This is a genomic window from Streptomyces tubercidicus (assembly GCF_027497495.1).
Taxonomy (GTDB): domain Bacteria; phylum Actinomycetota; class Actinomycetes; order Streptomycetales; family Streptomycetaceae; genus Streptomyces; species Streptomyces tubercidicus.
On record NZ_CP114205.1, the window covers coordinates 3,141,955 to 3,153,540 of the forward strand.

The following is an 11,586-nucleotide window of genomic DNA, read 5'->3' on the forward strand; positions in this document are numbered from 1 at the left end:
CGTACGCCGCCCGTGCCAGGAGCGCTCTAGCGGACCGGTGCGGAGGCCGACGGCGCGGGGGATCCGGCGGGCGCTCCGGCGGGTGTGGCCGGAACCGGACGGGAGCAGCCCTTCACCCCGGCCACGGTCGTCCCGCAGGCGGCGACCTTCGCCGGGTCGCCGGTCACCTCGACCATCGGGGTGTAGGCGGCGCCGTTCCGCTCGGCCCGCGCGGTGGCGCTGTGGCCGCCTGCGCTGAGGGTGGCCTGATCGCCCTGTGCCGCGCGGCTTATTCGGGCCCAGGCCGTGTGGCAGACCTTGCTGTAGCGGACCTCTATGACCGCCCGGCCGGCCCGTCCGCGGGACGGGGTGATGGCGTGCGTGCCGCCGCAGCCCATCGCCTCCGGGTCCTTGCCGACGCAGCCGGCGCCGGAGCAGCGCACCCCGGCGGGGAGGGCCTGCTTGGGGCTGGGCGCGGCCGCGGGGCGGGCCGCCGGCTTCTTGGACGGGGTGCCGCCGCCCGGGTTCAGCAGCAGTACGGCGGCACCGGCCACCAGCGCCGCGCCGACCGCACCGACGGCGTACATGACCGTCCGGCCACGGCGGGAGCGCCCGTCCTGGGCCTGAGCCTGGGCCGCGGGTGGCGTCGGGGCGGGGGCGGGGGAACTCTGCGCGGCCAAGGGCCACTCGGGAAAGTCCGCGGCCGACGGGCTGTCCGTGCGCCGCTGTTGGGGCACGGACGGCAGCTTGCCCGTCGGGGCCACCGGCGCAGCCTGCGTGCCCTTCGCGGACTTGGCGGACTTGGTGGCGGATCCGGCCGCGGGCTCTTCGGTGTCCCATCCCAGCGCGGCGCGCGCCTGGGCCACGCTGATCGCTTCCATGGTGACGTCGTGCCGCATCTCCGAGCGGCTCCAGGACCGTTCGGCCAGCTCCCACAGGGTGGTGAGGTGGCCGGGGTGGGTGTCGGTCACCTCGGCGAGCGCGACCACGGCGCGCTGCGGTGGCAGCAGCCGCCCATTGAGGTAGCGCTCCCAGGACGTTTTGCTGTAACCCGTGGCGTCCGCGACACCGGCCACACTCAGTCCACTGCGGTCCACGAGCTTGCGCAGCTGACCGGCGAACTCCCGCACCTGCGGGTCCAGTTCTTCCGGAAGCGCCTTCCAGCGAGGCATTGCCTCCCCCTATTCCCCCCGCTACGTGCCCAAGCGCGGCCCCCCGGTCCGCTCTCCTTGCTCCCCGTCGGGACGCCCCCGGCCAGGACGGCGATCCCCTCTCACGGGCACACGGGAACCTGCGGGCATACGTCACCCACCGTGCGCCCCGTGACCCCTGCAGTGTGGCATTTCCGGCGGAGTCCGGACGACTTCCGTACGTATCCTGACAAGTTTCGGCCAAGATGCCACCAAAATTGGCCAGCTCAGGCAACATGTCGAGACGCGCTCTTGGCCCTCCGCGTCGCGCCCTCCGCATACGACACAGCGGCGGCCCGCGTCCTCCCGAGGGGGAGGGGCGGGCCGCCGCTGTCGTCTGTCGCCCTGGCGGCCGTACGTACAGCCGCTCAGGTCACCTCACACCGCCTACCGCACCGTGAAGTGCACGATGTCATCCAGGAACGGGATGTGGATCCACGGCTTGGGCTGCACCATCAGGGACAGCATCACGATCACGAAGCCGAGCAGGCCGTACGTGAGCATGTCCGTGAAGCGGGAGCGGACGGCGAGCATCCCGACCGACGGCAGTGCCCGGCGCAGGACCGCCCCGGCCAGTAGGGAGAGGCCGATCACGAGCGCGCCGATACGGAACGCGTCGAGTGCGACGAGGAGCAGGCCGACGGCGACCCCGCCCATGACGCTGAGCAGCGGCCACTGGCGGGCGGGCGCGGGGTAGCCGCCCGCGGCGGCGCGGCCGCCGCCTTCCGGGCGGGCCGTGTCGCGGGTCAGCATCGGGAAGCGGCGCGAGGAGCGCTGCGGCTCGGAGGCTCCATCCGAATGCGCTTCGGCACCCATGGCGGGCAGTCCCTTCCGGTCGCCGGATATGTCTGTCTCAGACAAGGGTCTCAGGTTCCGCCGCGGTCAGCCGGCCGCGCGCTCGGCGGCCTCGACGACGTTGACCAGCAGCTGGGCGCGGGTCATCGGGCCGACACCGCCCGGGTTGGGGGCGACCCAGCCGGCCACCTCGGCGACGCCGGGGTGCACATCGCCGACGATCTTGCCGGCCTCGTCACGGCTGACCCCGACGTCCAGGACGGCCGCGCCGGGCTTGATGTCCTCGGGCTTGATGATGTGCGGCACACCGGCCGCGGCGACGATGATGTCGGCCTGCTTGAGGTGCGCGGACAGGTCCCGGGTGCCGGTGTGACACTGGGTGACCGTGGCGTTCTCGGACTTGCGGGTGAGCACCAGCGGCATCGGGCGGCCGATGGTGATACCGCGGCCGACGACCACCACATGCGCGCCCTTGATCTCGACCTCGTGCCGCCGCAGCAGCTGGACGATGCCGTACGGGGTGCAGGGCAGCGGGCCCTCGATGCCGAGCACCAGGCGGCCCAGGCTCATCGGGTGCAGGCCGTCGGCGTCCTTGGCCGGATCCATCAGCTCCAGGACGCGGTTCGCGTCGATGCCCTTGGGGAGCGGGAGTTGGACGATGTAGCCGGTGCAGGCGGGGTCCTCGTTCAGTTCCCGTACGACCGCCTCGATCTCTTCCTGGGTGGCGGTTTCCGGCAGCTCGCGCTGGATCGAGGCGATGCCGACCTGGGCGCAGTCGCGGTGCTTGCCGTTGACGTACCAGCGGCTGCCCGGGTCGTCGCCGACCAGGAGGGTGCCGAGACCGGGCTGGACGCCCTTGGCCTTCAGCGCCTCGACGCGGGTGGCGAGCTCGGACTTGATAGCGGCTGCGGTGGCCTTGCCATCCAGAATCTGCGCGGTCATACCCCCCATCCTCCCGGATGAGGGCGGTGACCTTCCAATCAGGGCAGGCAAGGTGTCCATGGCCGGAATTGATCATTGCACTTGGACAACAGCTAGGGGCCTTGACTGGACAGAGTGAATGCGCAACTAGAAGGATTGACGCCGCAGTGCCGCAGGCTTAGTCCGGGGGGTGGCCAGTGAATCCTGTTTTTCCTCCGCGTCGTGCCTTGTGTCCCCCACTGACCCAACGGAGGAAAACAGCAGATGAGTTTCGGTGACCCGAACAACCCCTACGGGCAGCAGCCGCAGGCGCCGCAGGGCCCGTACGGCCAGCAGCCGCAGGCACCGCAGGGCCCGTACGGGCAGCAGCCCCCGGTCCCCCCGCAGCAGGGTCAGCCCGGCTACGGCTACCCCCAGCAGGCCCCGCAGCAGCAGCCGTACGGCTACCCCCAGCAGCAGGCCGTCCCGCCGCAGCAGGGTTACGGCTACCCGCAGCAGGCCGCCACGCCGTACGGGCAGCCGATGCCGGGGATGCCCACCGGGTACGCGAGCTGGGGCGCCCGCCTCGGCGCTTTCCTGCTGGACGGCCTGATCATCGCCGCGGTGCCGATCATCCTGTACATCATCGCCGGCGTCATGACGGCCAGCTCGGTCTCCTCATCCACCCCGGACTACTCCAGCTGCCAGCCGGGCGACTACACCTGCATCCAGAACGCGGCCAACGACTCCGTGTCGAGCAGCACACCGGCCGGCGCCATCATCATGATCGTGCTCGCGTGGCTGATCATGGTGGGCGGGACCTTCTTCCTCATCGCCAAGGAAGGCAGCTCCGGCCAGACCCCGGGCAAGAAGGCGCTGGGCGTCAAGGTCATCAAGGAGACCACCGGCCAGCCCCTCGGCTTCGGTATGACCTTCGTGCGCTACCTCTGCCGCTACCTGAACGGCCTGCTGTGCGGCATCGGCTGGCTGTGGCCGCTGTGGGACGACAAGAGCCAGACCTTCGCGGACAAGCTGGCCGGCACCGTGGTCGTGAGCGTCAAGTAAGCCCCGCTGGGCCGCACGGACGCCCTCAACAGCCCATGTAGGCCCCCTCGCTGCCGCGACCGGGGGCCTTCATGGCGCTTCGATACCGCCTCAAGTAGCCCGAAGGACATCGCTCGTGAGTTACCCGAACCAGAACCCCTACGGTCCCCCTCCGGGGCAGCAGCCCGGTTACGGCCCGCAGGGCCAGCAGCCCGGCTACGGTCCCCCGCAGGGCCAGCAGCCCGGTTACGGCTACCCCCAGCAGCAGCCCTACGGGCCGTACCAGGGCGGCCAGATGATGCAGCAGCAGTACCCCACCGTGATGCCCGGCGGGGTCAAGGCCGCCCGGGTGATGCTGTTCGTGCTGGCCGGCCTGAACCTCATCGGCCTGATCCTGGCGGTGGCGGGGCTGGGCAGCGTCAGCAAGGCCTCGCACGAAGCCACGCTGGACACCGCCGCCGACAACATCACGGCGATGAACATCGGCAAGGGCGTGCTGATCGCGGTGATCGTGCTCATCGTGATCTTCACGGTGGTCGCGATCACGCTGGCCCTGCAGTTCGCCAACGGCGGCAGCGGGGTCCGGGTCGGCACCATCGTCTTCGGTGTCGCCGACATCATGCTGAGCCTGTGCACGTTCCCGTTCGGCCTGGTCCACACGGTCCTGGGCATCATCGTGCTGGTCTTCGTCGCCAAGGACGAGGGCAACGCCTGGTTCAACCGGCCGCGTTACTGAACGGCGGACGCGAGCGGCCGAGGGCCGCACCCCGCGCGGGGGTGCGGCCCTCGGTCGTTGTGCGGCTCAGTGGAAGAAGTGCCGCGTACCGGTGAAGTACATCGTCACGCCGGCCTTCTGCGCGGCCTCGACGACCTGCTCGTCGCGGACCGAACCGCCGGGCTGGACCACGGCCTTGACGCCGGCCTCGGCCAGCACCTCGAAGCCGTCGGGGAAGGGGAAGAAGGCGTCGGAGGCGGCGTAGGAGCCCCGCGCGCGCTCCTCGCCCGCGCGCTGTACCGCGAGCTTCGCGGAGTCAACGCGGTTGACCTGGCCCATGCCGACGCCGACCGTGGCACTGTCCTTGGCGAGCAGGATCGCGTTGGACTTCACGGCGCGGCAGGCCCGCCAGGCGAAGGCCAGCTCGGCCAGCTCGCCGTCGGACAGCGCGGCACCGCTGGCCAGCGTCCAGTTGGCCGGGTCGTCGCCCTCGGCCTGGAGCCGGTCGGTCTCCTGGAGCAGCGCGCCGCCGTCAACGGGCTTGACCTCCACGGGGTTCGACGGCGCCTCGGGGCAGCGCAGCACCCGGATGTTCTTCTTGCGGGCGAGGATCTCGACCGCGCCGTCCTCGTAACCGGGGGCCACGATGACCTCGGTGAAGATCTCGGCGACCTGCTCGGCCATCGCCACGGAGACCGGGCGGTTGACGGCGATGACGCCGCCGAACGCGGAGAGCGGGTCACAGGCGTGCGCGTTGCGGTGCGCCTCGGCGACGTCCGCGGCGATGGCGATACCGCACGGGTTGGCGTGCTTGATGATCGCGACGCAGGGCTCGGTGTGGTCGTACGCGGCCCGGCGCGCGGCGTCGGTGTCCGTGTAGTTGTTGTACGACATCTCCTTGCCGTGCAGCTGCTCGGCCTCCGCGAGCCCGCCGCTGCCGTCCACGTACAGCGCGGCACCCTGGTGCGGGTTCTCGCCGTAGCGCAGGACGTTCTTGCGGGCGTAGGTGGCGCCGAGGAACTCGGGGAAGGCGGAGTCGTCGGCCGGGGCGTAGCCGTCGGCGAACCAGGAGGCGACGGCCACGTCGTAGGCCGCGGTGTGCTGGAATGCCTCGGCCGCCAGGCGCTTGCGCTGAGCCAGTCCGAAGCCGCCGTCGGCGACGGCCTTGAGGACCTCGCCGTAGTGGCCGGGGTTGACGACGACGGCCACCGACGGGTGGTTCTTGGCGGCGGCGCGGACCATCGAGGGCCCGCCGATGTCGATCTGCTCCACACACTCGTCGGGGGTGGCGCCGGAGGCGACGGTCTCCCGGAACGGGTAGAGGTTGACGATGACCAGGTCGAACGGCTCGACGCCGAGCCCGGCCAGCTGCTGCCGGTGGTCCTCCAGGCGGAGGTCGGCCAGGATGCCGGCGTGCACCTTCGGGTGCAGGGTCTTGACCCGGCCGTCGAGGCACTCGGGGAAGCCCGTCAGCTCCTCGACCTTGGTGACCGGCACCCCGGCCGCGGCGATCTTCGCGGCCGTCGATCCGGTGGAGACGAGCTGGACACCCGCCGCGTGCAGGCCCTGCGCCAGCTCCTCCAGCCCGGACTTGTCGTAGACGCTGACCAACGCGCGGCGGATGGGCCGCTTCGAACCTTCGGTGGCGGTCACGAGATGCGTACCTTTCGTCCCTCAATGCGGTAGCCGTGCCGGGCCAGATGCCCCACGACCTCGACGAGCAGCGATCGCTCGACTTCCTTGATGCGCTCATGCAGCGCGGATTCGTCGTCCTCGTCCCGGATCTCGACCACGCCCTGGGCGATGATCGGGCCGGTGTCGACACCGTCGTCGACGAAGTGGACGGTGCATCCGGTGACCTTCGCGCCGTACGCGAGGGCATCGCGCACGCCATGGGCACCGGGAAAGCTCGGCAGCAGCGCCGGGTGGGTGTTGACCGTACGGCCGCCGAAGCGGGCCAGGAACTCCTTGCCCAGGATCTTCATGAAGCCGGCCGAGACCACCAGATCCGGCTCGTACGCGGCGGTCGCCTCGGTGAGCGCCGCATCCCAGTCCGCGCGGCTGTCGTAGTCCTTGACCCGGCAGACGAACGTCGGCAGGCCCGCGGCCGCAGCGCGCTCCAGGCCCGCGATGGCGCCCCGGTCGGCGCCGACGGCCACGATCTCGGCTCCGTACGCCTCCGGGCCCTGCGCGGCGATGGCGTCCAGCAGCGCCTGCAGGTTCGTGCCGGAACCGGAGACGAGGGCGACGATGCGGGCAGGACGGGCGGGCTGGACGGGGGGTGGGGAGGAAGCCACGGCGGGGCTCTTTTCCGATCTCGCGTGCTTTGTGTGGTCGTACAAGACTGCGGGTACCGCAGATCCGGGGAACCCTACGAAGGCGCCGACCGTCAGCAACGATACCGGCACACCGCGCGGCCCCCACGGGACGGGGGCGGGCACGGGAGGTAGCGTCAGGCGTAAGACTGCATGCAGTTCGTGGTAACCCGCGCCGGCCGCTGAGGCCCGCCGCGGACGAGACAAGGGGAAGACACACCACAGATGACGGACCGACGCCGCCGCGCGGCCCTCCCGCTCCCTCTGCCCGCCACCTCCCCCGGGGTGGTGCTGCTGCCGCGGGAGCGCAAGTCGTCGTCCTCGTCGTCGGAGCCCGCCGGCCCGGAATCCACGGACTCCGAGCGGGACAACCCCTTCGCCCCACCGCCGGCCGACGCCCCCGACCAGGCATGGCGCCCGCGCCACCCCGCACCGCACCGCTCCGGCAAGGACGGCGACGGCGACGAGGAGCAGCCGCAGGACGAGCCGACGCCCAGCTGGGGCAGCCAGTGGAGCCCCCGGCAGCCGGGCCGGCAGAACGGCGGCTTCGGCAACCGGCCCGGCGGGCGGAACGGCCAGCAGGGCGGGCCCGGTGGCTCCGGCGGTCCGGGCGGTCCCGGCGGGCTGCGCTGGGACCCCACCGACCCGGCCCAGCGCCGGGCGCGCTATGCGCTGCTCGCCGGTATGTGGTCGTTCTTCTTCGTGCTGTTCAGCCTGCCGGAGCTGGCCCTGCTGCTGAGTGCGCTGGCGATCTACTGGGGCATCAGCTCGCTGCGGGCCAAGCCGGCCCCCGCGAAGAACTCCGCCGCGGCGACCACCGCCGCCATGGAGGGCCGCCCCGCGCCCGCCGCCGAGCAGCCCGGCCAGGGCGAGCGGCCCGGCGCCCCGTCCGCGCCCGGCTCCACCCGGCCGCAGGTCACCTCGGCGATCGCGGGGCTGGTGACGGCGTCGCTGGCGCTGATGATGGTGGCCGCGACCTTCACCGTGCAGATCGTCTACCGCGACTACTTCACGTGCGTGAACGATGCTCTGACGCAGTCGGCGGGCAAGTCGTGTGAGCAGCTGCTGCCGAAGGAGCTGCGGCCGCTGCTGAGCACGGGGGAGTAGCGAGGCGCTCCACGGGGGCTTCGGGGGCGGGCGGTTCCGTTGTCTGCGGCTGGGGTGTGGCCGGTCGCGGGGTCGGCTGGGCCGACTCGGCCTCCCGCGATGAGGTGCGCAGGTGCCAGAGCCGTAGGGCGAGCGCGGTCGGGATGCCGGTCAGGGCGGTCCAGGCCGTGGCTGCCAGGCCCGTACGCCACCAGCTCGGGCCGAAGGTGGCGAGTGCGCCGGTGCCGAGCGCACCGCCGGAGAGGCCCGCGAGCACGGCCATGAGAAGGCCGCAGGCGCCCGCCCCCAGGGCCGCCACACACGCCGTCGGCCACCAGGACCACGGCGCTCCCGGGGAGCCGGTCGCGGTGGCGGACCGGGCCACTTCACGGGCGAGCAGCGCCCCCGCCACCACGGGCACGACGGCCACCGACCAGGTCAGCCAGTTCCCCGGACCGGCGTCCGGCAGGCCGCTGAGCAGCGGCAGCTGTGGCAGTACGGGATGTGCCGAGGTCCCCAGCGGGCCGACCGTGCTGCCCGCGCCGACCGTGAACCCCGGCCCCAGCCCGTATGCGGCGCCCCAGACGGCCGCGTTCGGGAGGAGGGCCAGGCACAGCAGCAGCACCGTGGAGCGGCCCGCCCAGTCGGGCGCCAGCTGGAGGAGGTCGTGGCGCACCCGGCCCGCGTGCAGGCCGAGCGAGAGCAGGGTGAGCAGCCCACCGGCGGCCAGCAGGGCAGCGAGGGCGGCGCCGGCGGCCCGGCAGACGGCGCCCCGGCGGGCGGCGGCGACCGGGGAGCCGCCGAGGAAGGCCCGCAGGCGGCGCGGCGCCTTGGACCTGAGCCGCAGGATCCTGGCGGGCAGCAGCTCGGTGCCGGGGTGCCGGAGCAGGCGCCAGGCCGTGCCCGCCAGGATGGCGGCCGTGGTGACCGGTACGCACAGCAGCACGCTGAGCGGCTCGGCGTGCAGCTGCCCGTCCGAGGCGTACAGCAGCGCACCGGCCACGATCAGCAGATAGCCGGTGAGCAGCGCACCGAGCAGGGTGCGCGGCGCGACCCGATGCGCGGCGTCCGCGGTGCAGCCGGCGGCCGCGGCGGGGCCGGGCGGGCCGTCGGCCGAGGTGGCCAGGGTGTGCCGGGCGGCCCGGTGGAGCAGCCAGACCGGGAGGACGGCGAGCAGCAGCGGGGGCACGGCGACCGGGGCGCCGGAGTGGGCGGTGGTGCGGACGAGGTCGCCGCCGTGCGCCAGCAGCCACAGGTCGGCGGCGAGATGCAGCGCCCGGGAGGGGCCGCTGTCGGGGTAGGGGGAGGCGACCCAGAGCAGCAGCACGGCGACCGTCAGCGCGCCGAGGCCGAGACCGGCGGCCGTGACACCGCCGAGGAAGGCCGCGCCGATCGCGGAGGAGCGCTGGGCGGCGGTCCGGCCGTGCGAGGACAACGTAGGGCCACGATCGATCAACTGGCTCACGCCGCCATGCTGCCAACAAGTCACCTTTCGGCCATGTACTGGCGATATGCCCGACGTGTCGCGCTGCGCAGGTGAGGCGGGTTTTCCAGACTGCTCTGTATGACCCAGCCCGAGCAGGCCGCCACCGCCTTCGACGCCCTCCACACCCGGCACGCAGCGGCGCTGATGCAGCAGGCGTATCTGCTCACCGGGCGGCCGTGGCTCGCCCGGCGGGCCGTGGAGCGGGGGTTCTGGCTGGCCTGGCAGCGCTGGCCGGAGGTCGCGGTGGATCCGGATCCGGCGGGGTGGGTGCGGGCGGCGGTGTACGAGTACGCGCTGACGCCGTGGCACCGGCTGTGTCCCGGGCTGCGCACCGCCCGGGGGCCGCGCAACCCCTCGGCCGCCGGGCCCTCGTCCGCCGGGCACACGTCCGCCGGGCACACGTCCGCAGGGGCATCGGACGGCGCGCTGGCGGCGGCCCTGCTGCGGCTGCCCGCCCCGCACCGGCGGGCGCTGCTGCTGCACGACAGGGTCGGGCTGGGGCTGGACACGACCGCGGCCGAGATCGAGGCGAGCGTCCCGGCCACGGCGGGGCGGCTGCGTCACGCCCGGGAGCGGATCGCCGCGCTGCTGCCGCAACTGGGGCTCGACGGGCAGCCGCCGGAGCGGCAGGGCGAGATCCTGCGGGCCCGGCTCTCCGCGCTGCCGGGCCCGCCGCAGGTGCCGCCGCCCGTCACCGGGGACGTACGGAGCGGGAGCGAGCGCAGCGCCCAGCGGATCACCCGGACGGCCTTCGGGGCGACCTGGCTGTTCGTGCTGGTGACCCTGGTGACGATCGCCGTCACGCCGGACCACTACGTGCCGCAGCCGGAGCGGCCCCAGGCAGGTGTGCCGCACAGCCGGATGCCGACTGACCGGGAGCGGGGCGCGGACGAGCGGCAGCGGGGCGCGGACGAGCGGGAGCGGCGGAGGGAGGTACGTGAGCAGCGGGACGCGGCTCGGGAGGAAGGGAACTCGGCGCGGGAGGAAGGGAACGCGGCCGTACGGAAGAAGATCCGGCAGGCCCGGCTGGCGCCTGAGATCCGCTGATCCGTACCGGCCGCTGATCCGTACGGGACGCTGATCCCTACCGGCCGCCCGAAACGGACGCGGGCCCGCACCCCAAGGGGTACGGGCCCGCGTCCGGTGCACCGCGCCGCGGGACGGGTCCGGCGGTGCGGGTGCGCGAAATCAGCCGCCGAGGATCTCGCGGGCCAGCCGCGCGGTCTCCGACGGGGTCTTGCCGACCTTGACGCCGGCGGCCTCCAGGGCCTCCTTCTTCGCCTGGGCGGTGCCGGAGGAGCCGGAGACGATGGCGCCGGCGTGGCCCATGGTCTTGCCCTCGGGCGCGGTGAAGCCCGCGACGTAACCGACGACCGGCTTGGAGACGTTGGCCTTGATGAAGTCGGCCGCACGCTCCTCGGCGTCGCCGCCGATCTCACCGATCATCACGATCAGGTCGGTGTCGGGGTCCGCCTCGAACGCCTCCAGGGCGTCGATGTGTGTGGTGCCGATGACCGGGTCGCCACCGATGCCGACGGCCGAGGAGAAGCCGATGTCACGGAGCTCGTACATCATCTGGTAGGTCAGCGTGCCGGACTTGGACACGAGACCGATGCGGCCGGGCTTGGTGATGTCGCCCGGGATGATGCCGGCGTTGGACTGGCCGGGGGTGATCAGGCCGGGGCAGTTCGGGCCGATGATCCGGGTCTTGTTGCCCTTGGCCTTCGCGTACGCCCAGAAGGCGGCGGAGTCGTGCACCGCGATGCCCTCGGTGATCACGACGGCCAGCGGGATCTCGGCGTCGATCGCCTCGACGACGGCGGCCTTGGCGAAGGCCGGCGGCACGAAGAGCACGGACACGTCGGCGCCGGTCTTCTCCATCGCCTCGGCGACGGAGCCGAAGACGGGTACCTCGGTGCCGTCGAAGTCGACGTTCGTGCCGGCCTTGCGCGGGTTCACACCGCCGACGATGTTGGTGCCGTCACCGAGCATCAGCTTGGTGTGCTTCATGCCAGTGGCACCGGTCATGCCCTGGACGATGACCTTGCTTTCCTTGGTCAGGAAGATAGCCATGGT

11 protein-coding genes are annotated in these 11,586 nt (G+C 72.6%); 4 read left to right on the top strand and 7 right to left on the bottom strand.

Going from position 1 to position 11,586, the window contains the following annotated elements:
• Window positions 1-26 precede the first annotated feature (26 nt).
• The 3 genes from STRTU_RS13425 to STRTU_RS13435 form a co-directional block, all read right to left on the bottom strand.
• Window positions 27-1,151 carry a helix-turn-helix domain-containing protein gene (locus STRTU_RS13425; protein ID WP_159743752.1) on the bottom strand — a complete coding sequence of 375 codons (1,125 nt, stop codon included), beginning with the start codon at window positions 1,149-1,151 and terminating at the stop codon, window positions 27-29.
• 405 nt (window positions 1,152-1,556) lie between these two features.
• Window positions 1,557-1,985, bottom strand: coding sequence for a DUF3017 domain-containing protein (locus STRTU_RS13430; RefSeq protein WP_159746906.1), 429 nt, complete (start codon window positions 1,983-1,985; stop codon window positions 1,557-1,559).
• 66 nt (window positions 1,986-2,051) lie between these two features.
• Entirely contained in the window at window positions 2,052-2,906 is an 855-nt protein-coding gene (locus tag STRTU_RS13435) for a bifunctional methylenetetrahydrofolate dehydrogenase/methenyltetrahydrofolate cyclohydrolase (protein WP_159743753.1), read from the bottom strand.
• 243 nt (window positions 2,907-3,149) lie between these two features.
• On the opposite strand from STRTU_RS13435, the gene STRTU_RS13440 reads away from it, so the two are divergent.
• Together STRTU_RS13440 and STRTU_RS13445 are read left to right on the top strand one after the other, a co-directional pair.
• Complete coding sequence (locus STRTU_RS13440; protein ID WP_159743754.1) at window positions 3,150-3,929, top strand: RDD family protein; 780 nt, start codon at window positions 3,150-3,152, stop codon at window positions 3,927-3,929.
• A 115-nt stretch (window positions 3,930-4,044) separates the two neighbouring features.
• Window positions 4,045-4,644, top strand: a complete 600-nt coding sequence (locus STRTU_RS13445; RefSeq protein WP_159743755.1) for a hypothetical protein — start codon at window positions 4,045-4,047, stop codon at window positions 4,642-4,644.
• A 66-nt stretch (window positions 4,645-4,710) separates the two neighbouring features.
• Here STRTU_RS13445 and purH read toward each other — a convergent pair whose 3' ends face one another.
• Both purH and purN read right to left on the bottom strand, forming a co-directional pair.
• Window positions 4,711-6,276: a bifunctional phosphoribosylaminoimidazolecarboxamide formyltransferase/IMP cyclohydrolase gene (gene purH, locus STRTU_RS13450; protein WP_159743756.1), complete on the bottom strand. Its 1,566-nt coding sequence runs from the start codon at window positions 6,274-6,276 to the stop codon at window positions 4,711-4,713.
• Window positions 6,273-6,920, bottom strand: coding sequence for a phosphoribosylglycinamide formyltransferase (gene purN / locus STRTU_RS13455; protein WP_159743757.1), 648 nt, complete (start codon window positions 6,918-6,920; stop codon window positions 6,273-6,275). The genes purH and purN overlap by 4 nt, the downstream gene beginning before the upstream one ends.
• Window positions 6,921-7,163: 243 nt before the next feature.
• Between purN and STRTU_RS13460 the strand changes: the two genes are divergently transcribed.
• Complete coding sequence (locus tag STRTU_RS13460; RefSeq protein ID WP_159743758.1) at window positions 7,164-8,045, top strand: hypothetical protein; 882 nt, start codon at window positions 7,164-7,166, stop codon at window positions 8,043-8,045.
• Here STRTU_RS13460 and STRTU_RS13465 read toward each other — a convergent pair.
• On the bottom strand, window positions 7,948-9,489 hold the full coding sequence (locus STRTU_RS13465) for a cell division protein PerM (RefSeq protein WP_246240458.1): 1,542 nt from the start codon (window positions 9,487-9,489) through the stop codon (window positions 7,948-7,950). The two genes, STRTU_RS13460 and STRTU_RS13465, sit on opposite strands and share 98 nt — an antisense overlap.
• 99 nt (window positions 9,490-9,588) lie before the next feature.
• On the opposite strand from STRTU_RS13465, the gene STRTU_RS13470 reads away from it, so the two are divergent.
• Window positions 9,589-10,557 carry a SigE family RNA polymerase sigma factor gene (locus STRTU_RS13470; protein ID WP_159743759.1) on the top strand — a complete coding sequence of 323 codons (969 nt, stop codon included), beginning with the start codon at window positions 9,589-9,591 and terminating at the stop codon, window positions 10,555-10,557.
• Window positions 10,558-10,698: 141 nt separating this feature from the next.
• Here the strand turns inward: STRTU_RS13470 and sucD are convergent, their stop codons facing one another.
• On the bottom strand, window positions 10,699-11,583 hold the full coding sequence (sucD, locus tag STRTU_RS13475; protein ID WP_159743760.1) for a succinate--CoA ligase subunit alpha: 885 nt from the start codon (window positions 11,581-11,583) through the stop codon (window positions 10,699-10,701).
• Between the last annotated feature and the right edge of the window lie 3 nt (window positions 11,584-11,586).

Coding starts and splice junctions, on each gene's coding strand:
- STRTU_RS13425 (WP_159743752.1), bottom strand. CDS start 1,151: ATGCCTCGCTGGAAGGCGCTTCCGGAAGAACTGGACCCGCAGGTGCGG.
- STRTU_RS13430 (WP_159746906.1), bottom strand. CDS start 1,985: ATGGGTGCCGAAGCGCATTCGGATGGAGCCTCCGAGCCGCAGCGCTCC.
- STRTU_RS13435 (WP_159743753.1), bottom strand. CDS start 2,906: ATGACCGCGCAGATTCTGGATGGCAAGGCCACCGCAGCCGCTATCAAG.
- STRTU_RS13440 (WP_159743754.1), top strand. CDS start 3,150: ATGAGTTTCGGTGACCCGAACAACCCCTACGGGCAGCAGCCGCAGGCG.
- STRTU_RS13460 (WP_159743758.1), top strand. CDS start 7,164: ATGACGGACCGACGCCGCCGCGCGGCCCTCCCGCTCCCTCTGCCCGCC.
- STRTU_RS13470 (WP_159743759.1), top strand. CDS start 9,589: ATGACCCAGCCCGAGCAGGCCGCCACCGCCTTCGACGCCCTCCACACC.
- sucD (WP_159743760.1), bottom strand. CDS start 11,583: ATGGCTATCTTCCTGACCAAGGAAAGCAAGGTCATCGTCCAGGGCATG.